This window comes from Paenibacillus sp. J22R3 (assembly GCF_056269305.1).
On record NZ_JBWDNS010000007.1, the window covers coordinates 45659 to 64215 of the forward strand.

Sequence of the window (18557 nt, forward strand, 5' to 3'; positions counted from 1 at the left end):
TTGGAGGAGGCCAACCACTGTGAACGATGCGATTTCTCGCCGCAAGCGCGAGCTTATGAATTGCTCAGCTGAGCTGACAATGGATCCTAATCAGCTTCATGCCTTCTGGGATAAGGTACTGCGCAAATATGAAGCTATTCCGCTAGAGCTCCTACGCGAGCGCGCGGACTCCCCTTTCCCAGGTATAACCGTCGATAAAATCACTTATAAAGGCTACGATGACACGCCGATTCACGGCTGGTTTATCGTTCCGCAAACAGCAGCAGGCGCCGGCGCGAAGCTTCCTTGTATCGTAACCTACCCGGGCTATACCGATGACCGCGGTTATCCGGAACGCTACGCGAGCTGGCTGCTTCTCGGCTATGCCGTATTCGCTGTTGATGTGAGAGGACAAGGCGGCGAGACCGGCAATTACATGCCGGAGCTCACAGGCTCGGTGAAAGGCTGGGTTTCCAGCAATCTGCTTCAGCCGGAGGGCTCGTACTACCATGCCCTTACGCTCGATGTCGTTCGTGCCATTGATGCCGCCGCAGCGCAGCCAGAGGTTGATCCTGCGAGACTCGCATCGGTCGGCGGCAGCCAAGGCGGCGGTCTCGCTTTGATCTCGGCAGCGCTGAACCCCAAAGTAACGGCCGTCATCGCGGATATTCCGAATATGTGCAATATGGATCACGGTGTGCTCCATTCCAGCAGCTCCTTATCGGAGGTCGCGCAGCATCTCAAGCGTTATCCCGAGCAGCTGGAGCCTGTTCTACATACGCTGGCCCACTACGACATGCTCAATCTCGCTTCACGCATCAAGGTTCCTGTCTTGATGTCGGTCGGTTGGAAAGACGGCGTCTGTCTGCCGGAGACGATCTATGCGGTTTACAACCGGATTGCATCGGAGAAAGTGATCTTCGATTACCCTTTCAGCGGTCATGAAATCGGGGAGTACCACAATAGGGAACGGATTCTTTTTCTGCAGAAGCAGTTTCGCTAAAATCCGCCAAAATTAGCGATAGACGCATGGCCTCAATCCGCTATAATTTAGGTAAGTCTGACTACGGTTACCTAAAGGAGTGAGCAGAATGATCCGATCCAACTCGCCTCTCGTTCGTACAGCTGCAATCGCGGCTCGTCATGCTGCCCTGTCTCTCTTTACCGGCGGTCTGGCTGTGCCAGAGCCATACTCGAATATGCCATAATGCCCGGGTTCAACCGGGCTGCCCGGAAGAACCTCTGTCACCCGCTGCGCCTTTCACAGCGAGCTGCCGAGGTTCTTTTTGTTCATAGGCAGCCCCTTCCTCGGCAAAATACCGCTTCAGCCGCTGCGCAATCTCCTTCTGGTTGAACAAGTCCGGCGCATTATGACCAAGTCCCTCCATCACGGCGTACGAAGCGTTCGGAATGACCGCCGCTGCCGCGCTGGCACCCTTCAGCAGAAATGCCGGGCTGGTGCCTCCGGCCAGAATGAGAGTTTCCGCGCGTATGGCGCTGTAGTTGCGGACCGTGGAGTCAAGGCGGAACACTTCATCCATCTCTTTAATGAGTGTCGGCAGCTTCTCGCGCAGCTTACGCCCTTCCCGGAACAGCAGGGAAGGAAGCAGCATCAGCTTGATAAGCCAGCGCGGCAGCTTAACCATCTGCTCTGATACTCCTACTCCTTTGAGGAAGGTAACAAAAGCATCCAAGTCCTTCCCCTTCTCCATCTGACGTTTATAGGCGGGCATCCAGTCGGAAGGAAACTCGTCGTCGACCGAGACGGCCGGTTCATACACGGCTAGCTTCTCCATCGCCGACCAAGGCGTCCGCGCTAGTTCCAGTGCAATCAGCCCGCCAAAGCTGTGGCCAAACACATAAGGAGCCCCCGTTGCCTGAAGAACAGCCAAGGCATCCTCGCACTCCTTCTCTATGCTGTACTGCATACCCTGCGGACCGCTGTAAAGGCGACCGCGCCGATCGACGACATACACAGTAAACGTGTCAGAGAGCTCCCGTGCCAGCTTCTCATACTCATGCCCGGAGACGAATGCGCCATGAATGATGACAAGACCGGGGCCATGCCCCGACTGTCTGTAGCCGATGCACGTTCCATCCTTGGAGACGGTGCTGTGAAGAGTATAGCTTTTCTTGTTCTTCAACCCATGCCCTCCTCTGCGGCGCATCTTGTTGTGTAGTAGGTTGTGAGGTCCGGCGCATGGCCGATTATGCAGATGAATGGGATTCATTTTGCCGAAGCTTGAAGTTGCAGCGGACGCAGTTTATCTAATAGAGGAGGCGGAAGATCCATGAAACAATCGATCGTCAAATGTCCCGGGTGCGGTCTGATGCTGCCCAATCAGTACTTTGCGGAGCCCTCGCGTTTTCATGCGTCCGGCGAATGTATGGAACTGTTTAATCAGTTATCTTACTACACGGTATCGCATGGACAGCCCGAATTTATTCATCAGCTGGCATTAGACTCCTACGGTGCGCAGCATTCAGGCGGATTCACGCGTTCCATTACGACCGCCTTCTCGCTGATCGGTCTCTATCTGGTCGTAGAGCATGGATTTACGGGCAAACAAGTGCAACAAGCGCATATGCAGTTAGGTCGCAAAAAGATCACATGGCCCGAGCTCGCCCCACCGCAAACGAGCGCAGCCATTACCATTCAAGAGGTGCTTCAAGCGGAAGCCGGTGAACCTCGGGATGCGATGATTCGCCAATGGGTTCACGCGGTTTGGAGCAGCTGGGCACATGCCCATCCTTGGGTGAAGGAAGCCGCTCAGCCTCTCCTTCCTGCCGAATAGCCAGAAGGGTCCTTTCCAAGCAGCTGCTGCTTAGAAGGGACCCTTTCTAATGATGCGCTTGGATTCTTTTTCATAGTTATCCTATTTTCTCTGTAGCTAGGCTCAAATATACGACTGTTTATTTGCGTCCTCTTCAAAATCAAACACAATTTAAACATTTACCGCCAAACTTCCTAAACAACTTGACTCTATAATGGGCTCTAAAGCTGTCAAAGCTGGCTTGGACCAAGATAAAAGGGGTTGTCCGGATGCTGAATAACATCTCGTTAAAGAAGAAGTTGAGTGGCCTGCTTGCTATTCCGTTGGTACTCTTTGTTGTTGTTTGTTTTTACTTGATTCAAAGGAATAATGCCGATTTGAGTCATATGAAAACAACTATGTACGACGTCAGTGCGCAAACCACTTCGCTGATTCTTAACGCTGACCGCGACATGTACCAAGCACTGAACGCCTATCAAACGATTGATAATGGTCATCTGACCGATGATGAGCTGCAGCTGCAGCAGCAGGATTTGAGCGAGAATATCGGACAAATCGTCGAACGGGTCGGCAATGCCGGTACCATCCTGACCGAGAATGGACTTTCGGCAGAAACGCATGAGCAATCTCACTTAACCGTTCAACAGAACCTCGACCGGTTCAATACCCATTTTGCCGCATGGTCCGACAAGACTGCTGCAGGCACAAGCGATATCACGGATTTCGACACAGCCAGGGAGAGCTTGAATGAGCTTGGTGAATTTCTCGATGCTTATGCGGTTACACAGGCAGAGCTGATTCAGAAGGACAATGTGAGCATGCATTTGTTTATCTATATCATCATCGCCCTCTGTGTGCTGATTATTGGAATTACGGGACTAGGCATCATTCGCCGAATCACAAAGTCTGTCGATCATATACTGGATCGTGTGAAGCAAGTTTCCGAAGGCAATCTTCATAACGACGGTCCGTCTCAGCATTACAAGGATGAGCTTGGCACCATCACACACTCCATCGATGGCATGGCAAACGGACTTCGTGAGCTGATCAGCAACGTGCTTACTTCAGCCGAAGCCGTGACAGTAGCCGCAGCGGAAATTTCGGCAACAACCGATGAAGTTGCCAGAGGTAACATGTATCAAGCCGAGTCGGCACAAACCGCTTCAGAGGTCGTTACGAAGCTATCAGAAGGCGTGCGCACCGTATCGCAGCGCGCCAAGGAAGCGACGCATCTCACCATTAACACCAACAAAGAAGCGATCGCTTGCGGCAATACCGTGCAAGAATCACTAAGCAGCATGAACCTGCTCTCGCAGCGCATGAATGAATTGGAGAAGGATTCGAATCAGATCGGCAACATCATCGGTGTAATCGACGACATTGCCGAGCAAACCAATTTGCTGGCGCTGAATGCCGCGATTGAAGCGGCGCGGGCCGGCGACCAAGGACGCGGCTTCGCGGTCGTGGCAGACGAGGTACGCAAGCTGGCGGAACGCAGCGGCGAAGCTACGAAGCAAATCGCCGATATTATTAAGGGGATGCAACATAGTACGCATGAGAGCGTGAAGGCCATGTCGACCACCGAGACGCTCTATCGACAAGCCGGCGAAGCGCTTGGCAGCATTGTGCTTCGAGTCGGCGAAGTGGCGGAGCAGACCAAAGAAATCGCGTCTTCGAGCGTCAGCCAAGCCTCGCAATCCCAGGAAGTCATGAAGCAGATTGAATCCATTGCTTCCATCAGCGAAGAGGCCGCCGCCGCTGCCCAGCAGACGGCAAGCTCCTCCCAGTCGCTCGGCTCGCTCGCTTATCAGCTTAATACGATGGTGAAGCGATTCCGCATCTAATCGAATCGTTTATGAAAAGGCCGGGTTCCCATTGAACCCGGCCTTTGTTGTGCAAGATAAGCTCCGCGCCGACCGGCTACTTGCGCAACAGCTCCGTGCCTAGCGCCCAAACGGAGCGAAGGCGCGATGATTTGCCATGCTGCTGGATGAAATTGTAGTCCGTCAGCGTGACGCCCGCATCCTTGCATGCAGCGTGCAAATCATCATCGAGCATGAGTCGGTATTCCCATACCCGCTTCTCCCAGTGGGGAATCGCCGCCAGCATCGCGGCATCCTCTACAGCGGGATGAATGTACGTCTCGCTGATGCCCTCGGGCAGGCGGTACATTTTGGCGATGATGGATTGCTTGAAGGACTCGTACGTCTCCCCTTCTTCAATCTCGAAAGGATGCGACAACAGATAGTCCGGGATTGCTACGCCGAGCGTACCCGCGAGCGCCGAAGCCTTGCCTACTGCACGTTCCACGCCGGGAACCGCGGCCATCATATCCTCCGGATGAACGTGGCGGAACAGTCGAAACGGCACTTTCCACTTGGCGCATTTCATCAAGACTTGCGGAATGTGACTGCGGCCTGTCGCTATTCCATACAGACTGCCCATATGGTTGTCTGCATGCGTAATGGTAATGCCCGCTTGGCGCACCCGATCATACTGAGCATCCATCTCCTGCACGACCGCTGCAGTAACGGCACCTCGTTCGAACGCCTCTACGGTCTGATACATATGCCCGCTTGCATCATGCAAGGAAGGATGACCGGTCAAACTTCCCCACCGCAGCGCATCGAATTCGCTGGTCAGCGTCAGGTGCAGCCCAATGTTGGACTGCCCGCGTTTCTTGCACCAAGCTGCCGCTTCCTCGAAGCCCGGCGCCGGAGCCATGATCGTCGCCGACGAAACGCGCCGTTCCTCCAGCAAATGCATAATGGCCGCATTCATCGGCGCGCTTTGGCCAAAGTCATCACAATTGATGATGAGATACTTTCCGTTCCCCTTCATTACGCGCACTCCCTCTCCTCGGGCTACCCTCGCCACCAAGCTGCAGTAGGATAATCCCCACTTCCTGCCGTAACGGTCTCTCCGATCTGCGGAGTTGCAATTGCAACTCCCTGTTCATGTGCCGCCTTTACCGCACGCTCAACCGGATCCGTCCAATCGTGGTAGGCTAACGTAAAAGCACCCCAATGGACCGGAATCAGCAGGCTTCCCCGCACATCAACATGCGCCTTCACCGTCTCCTCCGGCATCATATGGATGGACGACCAGCGCTCATCATATTGACCGCACTCCATCAGCGTCAGATCGAAGGGCCCGTATTTCGTCCCGATTTCTTTAAAATGCGGCCCGTAGCCGCTATCCCCGCTATAGAACACCCGATTGCGCTCCCCGGCTATTACCCACGAGCACCACAGCGTCGAATTCCGATCAAACAATCCTCTGCCCGAGAAATGCCTAGCCGGCATACATGCAAGCGTAAGCCCCGCCAATTGAAGCTCATCGCCCCAATCATGCTCGGAAATTTTCGCCGGATCCACGCCCCACTTGCGAAGCCGTTTCGCTACGCCCAGCGGTACGATGAACCGCGCCGCCTTATCCTTCATCTTCCGAATCGTGCCTTCGTGCAGATGGTCAAAATGATCATGCGACTGAATAATGGCATCAATCGCTGGAAAATCCTCCGCCTGCAGCGGAAGTCCGCCGCTGTAGCGTTTGCCGCCAAAGAACGAAACCGGTGACGGCGAATCCGCGAACATCGGGTCAAACAGCAGCCGTTTCCCTTCCATCTCAAGCAGGAACGCGGAATGCCCGAACCAGGTCACCTGAATGCCTTCTGCCTGTGGTCGAGCGGGCAATGTCAGCTTCTTATACGGAATCGCCTTCGCCGGCTGCCGATTCGGACTGCCCTTGAACTGATCCCGAAGCATGCTGACGATCGCCTTGAAGCTCATATCCATCTTTGTTTCTATGGCGTTGACGAATTTATTATTTTGCCGAGTGGAAGCCATTCGCGATCATGCCCCTTCTAATGTCCAATTGTTCCTTGTTATTCCCATTATAGTGCAAAGCGGTACCCAGCCACCATGAGCGCAGTCTTCTGTGCTAAACTGGTAGTAATTCATTCGATAAGCAGCAAGGAGAAGAACTAGCCGATGAAACTGGTCTCATGGAATGTAAATGGGATACGCGCTTGCGTGACCAAAGGGTTTATGGATTATTTTACGGAGATGAACGCGGATATCTTCTGCTTGCAGGAGACGAAGCTACAGGCGGGCCAAATCGAGCTTGAGCTTGGTGACGACTACGAGAGCTACTGGAATTATGCGGAGAAGAAGGGGTACTCCGGCACGGCCGTTTTCACGAAAATCAAACCGCTATCCGTGCGCTACGGCATGGAAGAGGATTATGAGCCCGAAGGCCGCCTCATTACGCTGGAATTTGATGAGTTCTATCTCGTCACGGTATATACGCCGAATGCCAAACGCGATCTGGCGCGGCTCGACTACAGGATGGAGTGGGAGGATCGGTTCCGGGGCTACCTGCTGGAGCTCGATGCCAAGAAGCCGGTCATCGTCTGCGGTGATCTGAACGTCGCCCATGAAGAGATTGACTTGAAGCACCCGAAGCCCAATTTGGGCAATTCCGGCTTCACGCTTGAAGAACGCGGCAAAATGACCGATCTGCTCGCATCCGGCTTCACCGACTCCTTCCGCTATTTCTATCCGGACCTCGCCGATGTATATTCATGGTGGTCCTATATGCCGAAGGTCAGAGAGCGGAACGTGGGGTGGCGGATTGACTATTTCCTTGTTTCCTCCAGACTTGCTCCGCTACTAATCGACGCGCAGATCGACTGTCACATCATGGGCAGCGACCATTGTCCGGTTGTACTGACGACAGGCGAATTAAGCACCGTTGCAACAGCAGCAGAGTAATTAGAAAAGCCGGGCATTCTCCAACGCGGAGAACACCCGGCTTTCTTATTTATCCCGACAGCTCGTTAGTTCCCATTCCACTCCTGCATGAACCGTTCCACATATTCCTTCATGTAGAGATGCCGCTCCTCGGCAATTTCTTTGGCCGACGCGGTGTTAATGCGATCCTTCAGCTTCAGCAGCTTCTCGTGGAAATGGTTAATTGCCGTGCTTTTCCCTTGGCGATATTCGCCGGGACTCATCTCATCGCGCGGCAGCAGCTTCGGGTCATAGATGGGATCACCTTTCCATCCTGCGTAGAGGAAACATCGTGCAATCGCAATGGCCCCGATCGCATCCAGCCGGTCCGCATCCTGCACCACTTTGCCTTCCAACGTCCGCATCGGCGGATTGGCGCCGCCATTAAACGACATCGTGGCGATGATCTCCATAATATGCGCCTGTTCCGCCTCCGACAACGACTGGCTCGCGAGCCAAGTGCTCACTTTGCGCAGGCCGCTCTCCTTAGACTCGTTCAGCTTCTCGTCCGCCACATCATGCAGCAGTGCCGCAATCATGCAGATCTCCGCATCCGCGCCTTCGCGCAGTGCGAGGCGCTCCGCCATCTGAACGACGCGGTGCACATGCCACCAATCATGGCCGGTGGCATCATGCTCCAGCTCGGCCCGTGCGAACCGTTCCGCTTCTTCAATAACGTGCTGCTTCTCGCCAGGTTGGCGCTGCATGGTCATTACCACCTTTTTCACCATCAATAATCGCTTCGTATTAGTTGCCGCGTTCTTGCAGCTCGCGCCAAACCTTCTTATTGCTGTATTGCTTCTCTGTGCTGATATCCTTGCCGAACCATGCCGGGGGCTCGAACGCCACAGCTGCTTCTTCGGAATCGAACTCCACCTCAAGCACCATTAGCTGAATTTGATCGTAGATATCAATCTCCACGACTTGATCGCCCCAATGAGCGGTGATGCGGTTCTTCGTCAGTGGAACAGCGCCGAATGCTTGGATAATCTGTTCGTAAATCCCCTGCGAAATGTTGTATTCGATCTCCTCACGCGCCAAACCATGGCCGGATTTGAAAGTATGCGTGTAGCTCACTTCATCTGTCGCCAGATCGACGATTCTGCGGACTCGCAGTTCCTGCGGGCCATCAAGCGCCAGATACGTCTGTTCGATTCGATGCTCGGACACGCGCTGTAATTCACCGGTACCCATGAGCTCCTCCGGGAATGCAGTCAATAAAAACTTACGTTCAATTTCTAAAGCCATTACGACATCTCCTTACTGATTGGACTGCTCTGAACCCCATACGACTAGTATAGCTGTCCGCGTTGAACTATGCGACAATGGTTAGAGACCGTAAGCGCAAGCTTATGCTCGGATGTACCGTATAACCGGTACTAATATGGCAACGATGAGGTAGAGGAGGGATTACGATGCCAACTGTTCAGGTTCAAGAGAGAGGTACGTTCGAAGCAGATGAGGGCAAGAAGCTTGTGCTCGTGCTCGAAGACAATGGGGTTGATATTCTACATCGCTGCGGGGGAAATGCCAAATGCACCACCTGCAGCGTAGAAGTACTAAGCGGGGACGCTGGGGAAATGGGCGAAGCCGAAGCCGCCGTTCGTCAGGCTAAAGGGGTCACAGACCCGAATGTCCGCCTTTCCTGCCAAATTCGGGTACATGGGGATCTAACCGTAAATCTGCTCAAGACAGCTGCTTCGACAGGTCTGGAGCCCGGTACGCGTCCACAGGATTAATCCGAATCAGCTATGAGGATGCCAGAATGGCGGTGCCGGAATCCCGGCGCCGCCATTTAACATTTTAACGCGATATCCTTGCTACACCTTGCTCAGCCAAAATCCTTCCGAAGCGTCCTCCCAATCCTCGAACGGATCATTCTCGACCGCCGAACGCGCAGCACTCACGCCTGCCCGGAACGCTTCCTCGGATTCCCAAATCGCCAGGCCGATTAGCTTGCCGGTACGGCTGTCCTGCAAGGTATGTACCTCCCTTAATCCTTCCGCTCCTTCAAGCGCGCTCCCGAAACGGTGCATGGAAGCAATCAGGTCCTCACTCTTGCCCGGCTTCGGATGGTGGATCGACATATGAACAAACATGAACGTCATGCCTCCTTTTAGGCTTTATTTTGTCTATATTGTAGTGGAGTTGTCTGTTGTTGTCACATTCGTCACCTTCAAATTGCTTCCAGCTCCATATTCTGGCACTATGGAAGGTGTACCTATTCTTGAATCGATAAGGAGCTACTCCCAGATGAAAATCCAATTTCATGGCCATGCTTGTATCCAAATCAGCACCGGCGATAAATCCCTTGTTATTGATCCCTTTCTTAGCGGTAACCCCGTTGCTGTTATGAAACCAGAAGCGCTCAAAACCGATGCCATACTGCTGACTCACGCACATCAAGATCATATTCAAGACGCCGCACCGGTCGCCATCGCCAATGATGCGCCGATTGTAGCCATTGTAGAGCTCGCCACTTATATGTCCTGGCAGGGAGCCAAGACAATCGGGATGAATATGGGCGGAACGGTCGATCTGGGCTTCGCAAAAGCCAAAATGGTGCAAGCCTTCCACAGCTCCGGCATCGTGGATATGGAAACCAAACAAATTATGTATGCCGGCATGCCGGCCGGTTATCTTGTTTTCGCGGAAGGGCTGACGATTCTGCACGCGGGAGATACGTCCCTATTCAGCGATATGAAGCTGATCGGAGAGCGTCATTCGATCGATATCGCATTTATTCCAATCGGCGACCACTATACAATGGGACCTGGCGATGCACTGCAAGCTGCAGCATGGTACAACGCGAAGCTTACGATTCCTATTCACCACAGCACCTTCCCGCCGATCAAGCAAGACGCGGAGCTGTTCGTGCGCCGTTTAGAAGAACAAGGACTCAAAGGGAAAGTCATGGCACCGGGAGACGAACTTACACTGGAAGCTAACTAATTCGTTCAGAACGGGGGAATGGGAATGAATCAGGAGCAGCAGATCATCGAGCAGTTCAAGCAAGCCGTCCTTCACAATAATACGGAGGCAGCGACACAGTACATAAACGAGCATCCTTTCCTGTCCACGGGAATAAACGAGCCTTGGTTTTCCTTCGATACGCCTGCTATTGTAGCTGCGGCTGCTGCAGGCAACCGCGAGATGGTCGACGTCCTGCTCGCAAACGGCGCAGATCTACATGCTCAGAGTAGTTGGTGGGCAGGAGCCTTCGGGGTTCTGCATCATGATCATGCCGAGCTGTCCCGCTATTTGATTGAACGAGGTGCTCCCGTAGATATTCATGCGGCCGCTGCGCTTGGCATGCTGGATACGATATCGACTATGGTTCAGCAGGACCCGGGTGTCGTGAATCAGCGCGGACCTGACGGTCAGGTTCCTCTTCATTTCGCTGTTCAGCCTGAGATTATCGATTATTTGCTTGCGCACGGCGCCATAGTCGATATGTGCGATATCGACCATGGCAGCACACCTGCGCAGTGGGCGGTCGATAACCCGGCAAAATGCAATTATCTCCTAGAGCGCGGCGCAGCAGCCGATATTCTCATGGCAATTAAGCTCGGTAACGCGGCGCTAGTCCGTACGCTGATTGAAGACAGCCCAGAGTGCCTACTCGCTCAAGTCGGGCATGGCCGCTTTACATCCGGCGATTCGGACGGCGGTCATATTTACACGTACAAAATAGGCGCCAATGTCAGGCCGCTCTTCCTGGCGGCGACTTGTGGCAACACCGAGATCGTAGAGCTGATTCTCGCTCACAGTTCGATTGAGCAGCGCTTCCTACTGGCTTGCATGCAGGCGGATCATGCTGCCGTGCATGAGCTGCTGGAGCAACACCAGAACTTAGTCGCTTCCTTGTCTGCTGAGGATCAGAGCTTGATTGCCGATGCGGCTTGGGATAATCAGATTGGCGCCATACAAGTCATGCTGGAGGCAGGATTCTATGCGGATGCACGCCGTGATGTCAGTTCTTTCACTGCGCTTCATAACGCGGCGATTCGAGGAAATGTTGAAGCGGTTCAACTTCTGCTGTCGCATGGCGCATCTAACCAACTCACCAATGGATATGGCGGTACCGCACTAGACAGCTGTGCTTGGGGCTCCGTTCATATGCAGAATCAAACGGGAAATTATGCTGCGGTTGCAGAGACGCTTATTCAGGCAGGAGCTTCTTTGCCTCAAAGTGCTTCAGGCAGCAGTGCCGTAAGGGAAGTACTGGTCAGGCATGGTGTGCCAAACTGAACTGACACCGCTGCTATACGAAAATAACGTTAAGATTGGGGGAGAATGCGAGTGCCGGACTGGTCTTATCAAACCTTGTTTCGCCCCCTGCTGTTCCGGCTTCCGAATCGACTTGCCCGCTCCGTTACGCTTGGCGCCATCGGCACCTTAAGTCGCCTGCCGCTCGGTTCGTTCGTCATCCGCACGCTCGGACATATGGAACCCGCTCCTCTGATCCGCAGCCAAGCATGCGGCGTCGATTTCATCACGCCTGTCGGTCTGTCCGGCACGGTTGATCCTTCGGGCACCGCCCACCTAGCGGTGGCGCAGTTCGGTCTGGGCTTTATCGAGATCGGTCCGATTACGACGGAGCCCATCTTTGGTGCAAGCGCGGCGCCAATTCAGTTGAACCAAGGGGAACGAAGCATCACCTACCCGTCTTACAGCGACAATGACGGTGCAGCCGTTATTGCTGCGCGGATCGCCAAGCCCGGCCATAAGCTGCCGCTGTTTGCAAGACTGACACCGCTGCTGGGGAGTACGCCGGAGCAGTCGTTTGACCAGCTGCTGACTATGATTCGTCGGCTACGTAAGGCAGGTGCCGCGGGGTTTTATCTTGATATTTTGCAGCAGCCGGCATTATCAGAACCTATTATCGCGCTGCTCCAAATCATAGCGGCGTCGAATGTGGCCGAAGAGAACCGCTTGTTCCTCTACATCCCGCATGATCTATCAGAGCAGACGCTGCGACTCGTGCTCGATGCCGCTGATTTCACAGCGTGGAGCGGGGCCGTTGTGGGGGAAGCTCGTGCAAGTGATGGCGGACTCACAGTGCGGCCTGCAGATAAGCAGTCGTGCGTTGCGAGACTTGCCTTGCTGCGACGGTTTGGTCCACAGCACTTCGTGCTCAAAGCATCCTGCGGCGTCTATGAACCACAGGATGCCTTGGATTTGATCGCTGCTGGCGCCGACTACATCTTACTGCACGGCGGACTCATTGATACCGGACCGGGACTACCCAAGCGGGTCAACGAAGCCATCCTGTATGAGCGGGTCCGACACCTTCCTGATCCTAAGCCCGTATCCTTCTGGCGTCACTGGGGCTGGATGTGCTTACTTGGCATCGGGATGATCATTGGCGGAATGCTTGCCTGGATAATCGCGACCACAACGGTGCTGCTCCCCTATGATGAGGCGTTTCTAGGCATCAACCGGGATAAACTGCATCATCTGAATCACCGTCTGCTTCACTTCATGTCGCATGACCGCATTACGCTCGCCGGCACGATGATTTCCATCGGCGTACTTTATTATCAGCTTGGCAGGCATGGATTGCGGTACGGTATGCATTGGACGAGGACTGCTCTGCTCGTATCCGGTATTACCGGCTTCGCCAGCTTCTTTCTCTATCTCGGTTATGGCTACTTCGATCCGCTTCATGCAGTTGTGGCACTGATTCTTCTTCCTCTGTTTCTGCTAAGTATGCGCGCTAACCCCGACAAGCCGTTTCGCAATCCCGTCAACTTACGCAGCGACAGGATGTGGAAGCGGGCTATGTGGGGGCAGTTCTGCATGGTGGTACTTGGTTTTGCGCTCGTAATCGGCAGCATTACCATCTCCGGATTCGGTGTGACGCGTGTGTTTGTACCGCAGGACCTGGATTACATCGGACTCACGTCGGAACAGATTTCGGCAATCAATTCCCGGCTCGTTCCTCTTATCGCCCATGATCGTGCAGGCTTCGGCGGCGCTCTGTTTTCCGATGCACTGGCCCTGCTCACGATGGCATTATGGGGAATCCAACAAGGGGAACGCTGGTTGTGGTGGACCTTTCTAATCGGCGGAGCCCCGGCGTTCTTCGCTGCCTTCTCCGTTCATTGGCACATTGGCTATACGGACTTCGTTCACTTGTCGCCCGCCATCTTCGCCTTATTGCTTTATATAGTCGGCCTTATATTACTCTATCCTTATCTGACGCGATCACCGGTCACTGCGGTCAGCGAACCACAAAACCAACGATAGGATCAAACCGTTTCACGTAAGCAGCACCGGGCGTTGCGGCCATGACCGCATTACGGAAGCGGATAAGCAGCGTATGCTCAAGCTGCACCATTCTCCCCATGGAGCGCGATAGTCGAACAATTCTATAAGCTCGTGCCATACGTTCCTTCTCGTAAGCCCGCAGTGCAGCAGGTACATCCGTTCCCGCTCCCACCGAAGCATCTGTCTGCTGCAGGCATCGTGCCAGCACTACAGCATCCTCGATGGCTTGCGCACCGCCCTGCCCCAGATTAGGCAGCATCGGATGCGCGGCATCGCCGAGGAGCGTCATGCCGCCGGAACTCCACTGAGCGAGTGGGGCTCGATCTACAATGTCATGGGCAAGAATCGTCGCCGGCTCCGTCGCCTCAATCGCGTCGACAACCGGCTTGTACCAGCCGCGAAACAAGGCCATTAGCGCTGACTTACGCTCCGCTGTCGGCAGAACGGTTCCCTGCGGCGCATTAATCGCCGCAAACCAGAACACCCGGCCATTGCCCAGACTCGAGAATCCGAATCTTCTGCCTTGTCCCAGCGCTTCGAATCCGCCGCCTTCCGTTGCACCAACCGGGACCTCATCCAGTGTACATACCCCTCTTAAAGCGGTATAGCCGGCATAACGGAGTGGACTTGCACCGAATAACTGCTCTCGAATCGCAGAATGAATGCCGTCAGCTCCGATCACAAGCTCAGCTTTCTCTTGCGTTCCGTCATCAAACACAGCCGTTACCGCATCATCCGTCTGCTCACCATGAATCCATTGCTTACCGGTATAAACCGATGCTCCCGCCATGACCGCTCGCAGGAGAATCGACTGCAACTCCGCTCTATGAATGACATAGCTATGCGTACCGTATTTCTCCGCTTGCTTCGCAGCAGGAAGGCTCGTAATCAGCTTGCCGTCCCAAGTCCGAATATCCGCTTGCATGACCGGGGCGCCTGCTTCTCTGACACCGTCGCCAACACCTAACAAATCCAGTGCTTTCATCGCGTTGGCTGCAAGCACGATACCTGCTCCCGCTTCCCGCAGCGCAGCAGCTTTGTCGTACACCGCCACCTGCCAACCGCGCTGCTGCAGCGCCAAAGCCGAACACAATCCGCCAATGCCCGCGCCAATTACAATTGCTCGTCGCTTGTCCATGCTGCTCATCCCTTTCATCCCGCGATCTTCTCCAATCACTGGTTCCATCATACCCAAGGAGGAATGACGATGACTACCCTTAAAGTTTGGCTGGACACGGACATCGGCGGCGATATCGACGATGCGCTTTGTTTGGGTTATCTGCTGAGCCAACCGAACTGTACGCTGATTGGCATCTCCACCGTAGGCGGCGAGGTAGAGAAACGAGCCATGGTTGCGGACGCGATCTGCAAAGCTGCCGATCGGAGTGTTCCTGTGTATGCGGGAGCAGACAATCCGATCATGCCAACCAGTGTCTATCCTACGCCGGACGGTGCATCCAAACTGGCGAATTGGCCGCATGAGACGACCTTCAAGGCCAACCAAGCCGTAGATGCGATGCGTGCTGCGATCTATGAGAGCCCTCATGAAATGATGCTGCTCGCTGCGGGTCACCTCACCAATATTGCCCAGCTTTTTCTACTCGATCCCGAGATTCCGAAGCTGCTGAAAGGACTTTACATCATGAGCGGCGTATTCTCCGAAGAGCTCGAAGCCGGCCCTGATATGCCGATGGGGAATTGGAATTCCTGGATGGACCCGCATGCCTGCGCCATCGTGTATAACACGCAGGTAGCCATTCATCGCACGTTCGGTTTAAATGTGACTTCACAACTTGTCCTTGAGCGAAACGAGCAAGCAGACTTGTTCGACGCGCCGGTCATGCGGGCAGTGGAGGATTTCGGATCACCCTGGCTGGAGCAGCATGTGATGACATTCCATGACCCGCTCGCAGCGGCATGTTTATTTGAACCGAATCTCTGCGAGTACGCGTGCGGCTCTGTTGAAGTGGACTACACCCACGCGGATACATTCGGCCGGATGGCTTTCCAAGCTGGCAGCACAAGCGATAACCATGAAATTGCGACAACCGTCGACCGCAAGCGATTCTTCGAGCATTATTACTCCATTACTTCACTCTAACGCAGCACGCAACAAAGCCTCTTAACCGCAGCAATGCGATTAGGAGGCTTCTTAGTTACCTTTTTAGTACATACAGCAAGCGGCCTTCGATCTTTCGGATTTCGGATTTCACAATACACTCGCCTATCCGGCTTTATGGATTCAGTTCATAACATCCTTCTTCTCCCCCACCCCGAGCATGCTCCCCAGCTTCTGCACCGGAACACTGCACAGAATAAGCAGCGCGGCGAGGCCGTCCATCAGCGTCAGCCGTTCATCGAGCAGCAGCATGATAAACACCAGCGTGACAAACGGCGTAAAGAAGGTGAAGCTCGCAATGAGCGAAGCCGGCGAATAGCGCAGCGCCCGGAAATACAAGAGGAAGCCGAGCACGATGTTGCACATGCTTAACCAGAACACCCCACCGAAGTCGACAAGCCGGGGCAGCATGAGGTTCGAATAAACAAACAGGCCACCGGCGGACAGCACAAAGGCCACAACCGTGATGAAGAAGGTGCTGATCAGCATATCCTTCTTGTTTCTCTTCACCAGATTAGTGAACAATCCCCAGCTAACCGCCGCCAGAATCGCTAATACATCGCCGGTCAAATTCGTCAGCTTCAGCGCCGAAATATCCCCTTTTGTCATGAGCAGCACCGTCCCCGCGAAACCCATCACGATGGAGAGCAGCTTGTATCGGTTCATTTTCTCCTTGTGGATGGGGATCGCGAAGATGACAATAAAGATAGGAAACAGATAATTCAGCATGGATGCCTCGACCGCCGGAATCCGATCAAGCGCTTGCAGGTAGAGAGCATCATATAAGAACGCGAACAACCCGCACGACGCAATAAGCACCATTTGTCGCCATGACCACATGCGCAGCGTTCTCCATCGCACTTTATGCAACACGATGCCTGCGAATACGACAACTCCAATTCCATTCATATAAAATAACACCTGGTAGCTGTCCAATTGGCCCAGCACCAGCTTACTCACTGCCGCCACAGAGCCCCACAGCAGCAGCAAAATCGGCATGAGCACATAGGGGTTCCGCGATAATTCCGACTTCGACTGACTGACCTGCATCCTGTTCTACTCCTCACTTCATACGTTCCTTAGCGGCGGTCAAACCGGCAAATCATCAGCGCATTTCCTTCGCAATCCTTGAAGCTGAAACAGGCATGATCGCTATATGCCTTTATAGGTCCCGGTTCCACGCCCAGTTCAGCCAACCGTTGATGCGCCTGCCGAAGATCAGCCGTATCAAACGTGAATGGAGCCTGTGATACTGGCCCGGCGTCACCTTCTGATTGTAGCAAATGCATGACATAACGACCATCAATCGCAAGCTCAACGAACGCACGGTAATCATAGGCGGTTATTGTAAATCCGAGCGTGTCGCAGTACCATTTTGCCGCAGATTCCAAGTCCTTCACATAGTGCATGACCCCGATAATATCTTGCTTAATTAATGGCTGCATCTGCTTCACTCACCTCGTCTATTATTTAACAACCCCGTACTTATTGCCATCCGGATCGTACAGTGGGAAGCCGGTAATGCCGTCATCATAATGGACGATCTCCCCAATATCGGCCCCCTTGTCCTTTAAGTTACGGTAGGCCTCTTCCACATCGTCGGTATGAAAATTAAAATATTGCTCGACCTGATAGTCGTTCTGCGGAAACGCATGCTGCACGATGTTATACGACTTCACGAGACAGAACATGATGCGGTAATCATTCATCATCATCACGGTTGCTTTGGGCTCGTCTCTGCCTGTAATCTCGAAACCCAGCATCTCCGCATACCACCTTGTGGAACGCTCCAAATCACTCACCGGGACAAATATCCCTACGCCATATAAAGCCGGTTTACTCATATCATTGTTCCTCCTGCTCGGATTGAATCGTTCTGAAAGGCGTCGACACCATTAAGACATTGCCATCGGGATCTTTAAAATAAAACCAAGCTTGCCCTCGGACCACCGTGACCCGGTCAATCGCGATCCCAGCCCCGGACAACTCTCGGTAGGTACGGAACATCGCCGTCATATCCGCTTCGCGGAACGCTCTCACGAAGGATTCGAACAGCTCCGTGCCGGGCTGTCGATTCATCGCTGTTTCTTTCGGGGAACCGGCCGTGGTGTCCAGCCAGTGGAGCTGCCGTTCTGCTGCTTTCTTCAGCCGCGTACGCGCTCGGTGAAGCACAGCTTTGATCGCCGTAACCGGCTGCCCCAGTGCCCGTCCGGTCTCGGTAGGAGAGAAGCCGAACACGTCGGTCAGAAGAATGAGCACCACCTGCCTCGGCTCCAGCGCATCCATCAAGTATTCGAGCGACTCTCGCACATCATGACGATTCCATTCGGAATAAGCCAGGTTGTTATAGTCGGCCAGAAGCTCCGGCAGGAAGGCGATTTTGCGGCGGCGGCAGCTATCAAACCACGCATTGGCGGCAATACGGTACAGATATGGCTTGCTCAGCTCGCGCTCCGGCCAGCGAATGAATCTGCGATAGGCTTTGAGCATCACCTCTTGAAACAGATCCTCGCCATCCCAGGCTGAGCCGGCTAATTTGCCGCAATAGCGGAGCAGCTCCGGTTTGTACGGTGTCGTCTGCATCTCGAATGTTTCGTCATTGTAGGTTGTCATGGGGCG

Annotated in this window: 20 protein-coding genes; 9 read left to right on the top strand and 11 right to left on the bottom strand. The window is 54.0% G+C overall.

Translation table 11 applies throughout. The annotated features are described in order from the left end of the window. The first annotated feature begins 55 nt into the window (after positions 1–55). Entirely contained in the window at positions 56–982 is a 927-nt protein-coding gene (locus AC0YN4_RS26130) for an acetylxylan esterase (protein ID WP_475837283.1), read from the top strand. A 214-nt stretch (positions 983–1196) separates the two neighbouring features. On the opposite strand, the gene AC0YN4_RS26135 is transcribed toward AC0YN4_RS26130, so the two are convergent. Next, a complete protein-coding gene (locus AC0YN4_RS26135) occupies positions 1197–2123 on the bottom strand; it encodes an alpha/beta fold hydrolase (protein ID WP_475783814.1) in 927 nt (308 codons plus the stop codon). A gap of 147 nt (positions 2124–2270) precedes the next feature. Between AC0YN4_RS26135 and AC0YN4_RS26140 the strand changes: the two genes are divergently transcribed. Both AC0YN4_RS26140 and AC0YN4_RS26145 read left to right on the top strand, forming a co-directional pair. After that, on the top strand, positions 2271–2774 hold the full coding sequence (locus tag AC0YN4_RS26140) for a DUF5946 family protein (protein WP_475837171.1): 504 nt from the start codon (positions 2271–2273) through the stop codon (positions 2772–2774). Between the two features lie 365 nt (positions 2775–3139). Further along, positions 3140–4597: a methyl-accepting chemotaxis protein gene (locus tag AC0YN4_RS26145; protein WP_475783849.1), complete on the top strand. Its 1458-nt coding sequence runs from the start codon at positions 3140–3142 to the stop codon at positions 4595–4597. Between the two features lie 76 nt (positions 4598–4673). On the opposite strand, the gene AC0YN4_RS26150 is transcribed toward AC0YN4_RS26145, so the two are convergent. Both AC0YN4_RS26150 and AC0YN4_RS26155 read right to left on the bottom strand, forming a co-directional pair. After that, the gene (locus AC0YN4_RS26150; RefSeq protein WP_475837172.1) at positions 4674–5594 is read right to left on the bottom strand and encodes a polysaccharide deacetylase family protein; all 921 of its coding nucleotides are present in this window, start codon (positions 5592–5594) and stop codon (positions 4674–4676) included. A 23-nt stretch (positions 5595–5617) separates the two neighbouring features. Further along, complete coding sequence (locus AC0YN4_RS26155; protein WP_475837173.1) at positions 5618–6601, bottom strand: MBL fold metallo-hydrolase; 984 nt, start codon at positions 6599–6601, stop codon at positions 5618–5620. 144 nt (positions 6602–6745) lie between these two features. Here AC0YN4_RS26155 and AC0YN4_RS26160 point away from each other — a divergent pair, with 144 nt between their 5' ends. Continuing rightward, positions 6746–7528, top strand: a complete 783-nt coding sequence (locus AC0YN4_RS26160) for an exodeoxyribonuclease III (protein WP_475783810.1) — start codon at positions 6746–6748, stop codon at positions 7526–7528. Between the two features lie 65 nt (positions 7529–7593). On the opposite strand, the gene AC0YN4_RS26165 is transcribed toward AC0YN4_RS26160, so the two are convergent. Both AC0YN4_RS26165 and AC0YN4_RS26170 read right to left on the bottom strand, forming a co-directional pair. Next, the gene (locus tag AC0YN4_RS26165) at positions 7594–8253 is read right to left on the bottom strand and encodes an HD domain-containing protein (RefSeq protein ID WP_475783809.1); all 660 of its coding nucleotides are present in this window, start codon (positions 8251–8253) and stop codon (positions 7594–7596) included. A 40-nt stretch (positions 8254–8293) separates the two neighbouring features. Next, the gene (locus AC0YN4_RS26170) at positions 8294–8794 is read right to left on the bottom strand and encodes a CYTH domain-containing protein (RefSeq protein ID WP_475783808.1); all 501 of its coding nucleotides are present in this window, start codon (positions 8792–8794) and stop codon (positions 8294–8296) included. Positions 8795–8961: 167 nt separating this feature from the next. Here AC0YN4_RS26170 and AC0YN4_RS26175 point away from each other — a divergent pair, with 167 nt between their 5' ends. Beyond that, a complete protein-coding gene (locus tag AC0YN4_RS26175) occupies positions 8962–9285 on the top strand; it encodes a 2Fe-2S iron-sulfur cluster-binding protein (RefSeq protein ID WP_475837174.1) in 324 nt (107 codons plus the stop codon). A gap of 81 nt (positions 9286–9366) precedes the next feature. On the opposite strand, the gene AC0YN4_RS26180 is transcribed toward AC0YN4_RS26175, so the two are convergent. Continuing rightward, positions 9367–9645 (bottom strand): antibiotic biosynthesis monooxygenase family protein, encoded by a 279-nt coding sequence (locus AC0YN4_RS26180; RefSeq protein ID WP_475783806.1) that lies wholly within the window; start codon positions 9643–9645, stop codon positions 9367–9369. A 154-nt stretch (positions 9646–9799) separates the two neighbouring features. Between AC0YN4_RS26180 and AC0YN4_RS26185 the strand changes: the two genes are divergently transcribed. The 3 genes from AC0YN4_RS26185 to AC0YN4_RS26195 are packed head-to-tail and all read left to right on the top strand — an operon-like array spanning position 9800 to position 13798. After that, positions 9800–10498, top strand: a complete 699-nt coding sequence (locus AC0YN4_RS26185; protein ID WP_475783805.1) for a metal-dependent hydrolase — start codon at positions 9800–9802, stop codon at positions 10496–10498. Between the two features lie 18 nt (positions 10499–10516). Next, positions 10517–11797, top strand: a complete 1281-nt coding sequence (locus tag AC0YN4_RS26190; RefSeq protein ID WP_475837175.1) for an ankyrin repeat domain-containing protein — start codon at positions 10517–10519, stop codon at positions 11795–11797. A gap of 51 nt (positions 11798–11848) precedes the next feature. Then, on the top strand, positions 11849–13798 hold the full coding sequence (locus AC0YN4_RS26195) for a dihydroorotate dehydrogenase (RefSeq protein WP_475837176.1): 1950 nt from the start codon (positions 11849–11851) through the stop codon (positions 13796–13798). On the opposite strand, the gene AC0YN4_RS26200 is transcribed toward AC0YN4_RS26195, so the two are convergent. Further along, the gene (locus AC0YN4_RS26200; protein WP_475837177.1) at positions 13773–15008 is read right to left on the bottom strand and encodes an FAD-dependent monooxygenase; all 1236 of its coding nucleotides are present in this window, start codon (positions 15006–15008) and stop codon (positions 13773–13775) included. The two genes, AC0YN4_RS26195 and AC0YN4_RS26200, sit on opposite strands and share 26 nt — an antisense overlap. 18 nt (positions 15009–15026) lie before the next feature. Between AC0YN4_RS26200 and AC0YN4_RS26205 the strand changes: the two genes are divergently transcribed. Further along, the gene (locus AC0YN4_RS26205) at positions 15027–15920 is read left to right on the top strand and encodes a nucleoside hydrolase (RefSeq protein WP_475837178.1); all 894 of its coding nucleotides are present in this window, start codon (positions 15027–15029) and stop codon (positions 15918–15920) included. 141 nt (positions 15921–16061) lie between these two features. On the opposite strand, the gene AC0YN4_RS26210 is transcribed toward AC0YN4_RS26205, so the two are convergent. From AC0YN4_RS26210 to AC0YN4_RS26225, 4 genes are read right to left on the bottom strand one after another with little or no spacing between them, the layout of a single operon-like run. Continuing rightward, the gene (locus AC0YN4_RS26210) at positions 16062–16988 is read right to left on the bottom strand and encodes a DMT family transporter (RefSeq protein WP_475837179.1); all 927 of its coding nucleotides are present in this window, start codon (positions 16986–16988) and stop codon (positions 16062–16064) included. A gap of 29 nt (positions 16989–17017) precedes the next feature. Beyond that, complete coding sequence (locus AC0YN4_RS26215; protein ID WP_475783799.1) at positions 17018–17383, bottom strand: VOC family protein; 366 nt, start codon at positions 17381–17383, stop codon at positions 17018–17020. Between the two features lie 21 nt (positions 17384–17404). After that, positions 17405–17782 (bottom strand): VOC family protein, encoded by a 378-nt coding sequence (locus tag AC0YN4_RS26220; protein ID WP_475837180.1) that lies wholly within the window; start codon positions 17780–17782, stop codon positions 17405–17407. Between the two features lies 1 nt (position 17783). Beyond that, positions 17784–18551, bottom strand: coding sequence for a sigma-70 family RNA polymerase sigma factor (locus AC0YN4_RS26225; RefSeq protein ID WP_475837181.1), 768 nt, complete (start codon positions 18549–18551; stop codon positions 17784–17786). Positions 18552–18557: the final 6 nt, after the last annotated feature.

Bases quoted from the DNA above. Each gene is read 5' to 3' on its own strand.
- AC0YN4_RS26175 (WP_475837174.1), top strand. From the start codon at position 8,962: ATGCCAACTGTTCAGGTTCAAGAGAGAGGTACGTTCGAAGCAGATGAG.
- AC0YN4_RS26155 (WP_475837173.1), bottom strand. From the start codon at position 6,601: ATGGCTTCCACTCGGCAAAATAATAAATTCGTCAACGCCATAGAAACA.
- AC0YN4_RS26130 (WP_475837283.1), top strand. From the start codon at position 56: ATGAATTGCTCAGCTGAGCTGACAATGGATCCTAATCAGCTTCATGCC.
- AC0YN4_RS26205 (WP_475837178.1), top strand. From the start codon at position 15,027: ATGACTACCCTTAAAGTTTGGCTGGACACGGACATCGGCGGCGATATC.
- AC0YN4_RS26185 (WP_475783805.1), top strand. From the start codon at position 9,800: ATGAAAATCCAATTTCATGGCCATGCTTGTATCCAAATCAGCACCGGC.
- AC0YN4_RS26200 (WP_475837177.1), bottom strand. From the start codon at position 15,008: ATGATGGAACCAGTGATTGGAGAAGATCGCGGGATGAAAGGGATGAGC.
- AC0YN4_RS26165 (WP_475783809.1), bottom strand. From the start codon at position 8,253: ATGCAGCGCCAACCTGGCGAGAAGCAGCACGTTATTGAAGAAGCGGAA.
- AC0YN4_RS26145 (WP_475783849.1), top strand. From the start codon at position 3,140: ATGAAAACAACTATGTACGACGTCAGTGCGCAAACCACTTCGCTGATT.
- AC0YN4_RS26225 (WP_475837181.1), bottom strand. From the start codon at position 18,551: ATGACAACCTACAATGACGAAACATTCGAGATGCAGACGACACCGTAC.
- AC0YN4_RS26170 (WP_475783808.1), bottom strand. From the start codon at position 8,794: ATGGCTTTAGAAATTGAACGTAAGTTTTTATTGACTGCATTCCCGGAG.
- AC0YN4_RS26160 (WP_475783810.1), top strand. From the start codon at position 6,746: ATGAAACTGGTCTCATGGAATGTAAATGGGATACGCGCTTGCGTGACC.
- AC0YN4_RS26190 (WP_475837175.1), top strand. From the start codon at position 10,517: ATGGGAATGAATCAGGAGCAGCAGATCATCGAGCAGTTCAAGCAAGCC.
- AC0YN4_RS26210 (WP_475837179.1), bottom strand. From the start codon at position 16,988: ATGCAGGTCAGTCAGTCGAAGTCGGAATTATCGCGGAACCCCTATGTG.
- AC0YN4_RS26150 (WP_475837172.1), bottom strand. From the start codon at position 5,594: ATGAAGGGGAACGGAAAGTATCTCATCATCAATTGTGATGACTTTGGC.
- AC0YN4_RS26180 (WP_475783806.1), bottom strand. From the start codon at position 9,645: ATGTTTGTTCATATGTCGATCCACCATCCGAAGCCGGGCAAGAGTGAG.
- AC0YN4_RS26215 (WP_475783799.1), bottom strand. From the start codon at position 17,383: ATGCAGCCATTAATTAAGCAAGATATTATCGGGGTCATGCACTATGTG.
- AC0YN4_RS26220 (WP_475837180.1), bottom strand. From the start codon at position 17,782: ATGAGTAAACCGGCTTTATATGGCGTAGGGATATTTGTCCCGGTGAGT.
- AC0YN4_RS26140 (WP_475837171.1), top strand. From the start codon at position 2,271: ATGAAACAATCGATCGTCAAATGTCCCGGGTGCGGTCTGATGCTGCCC.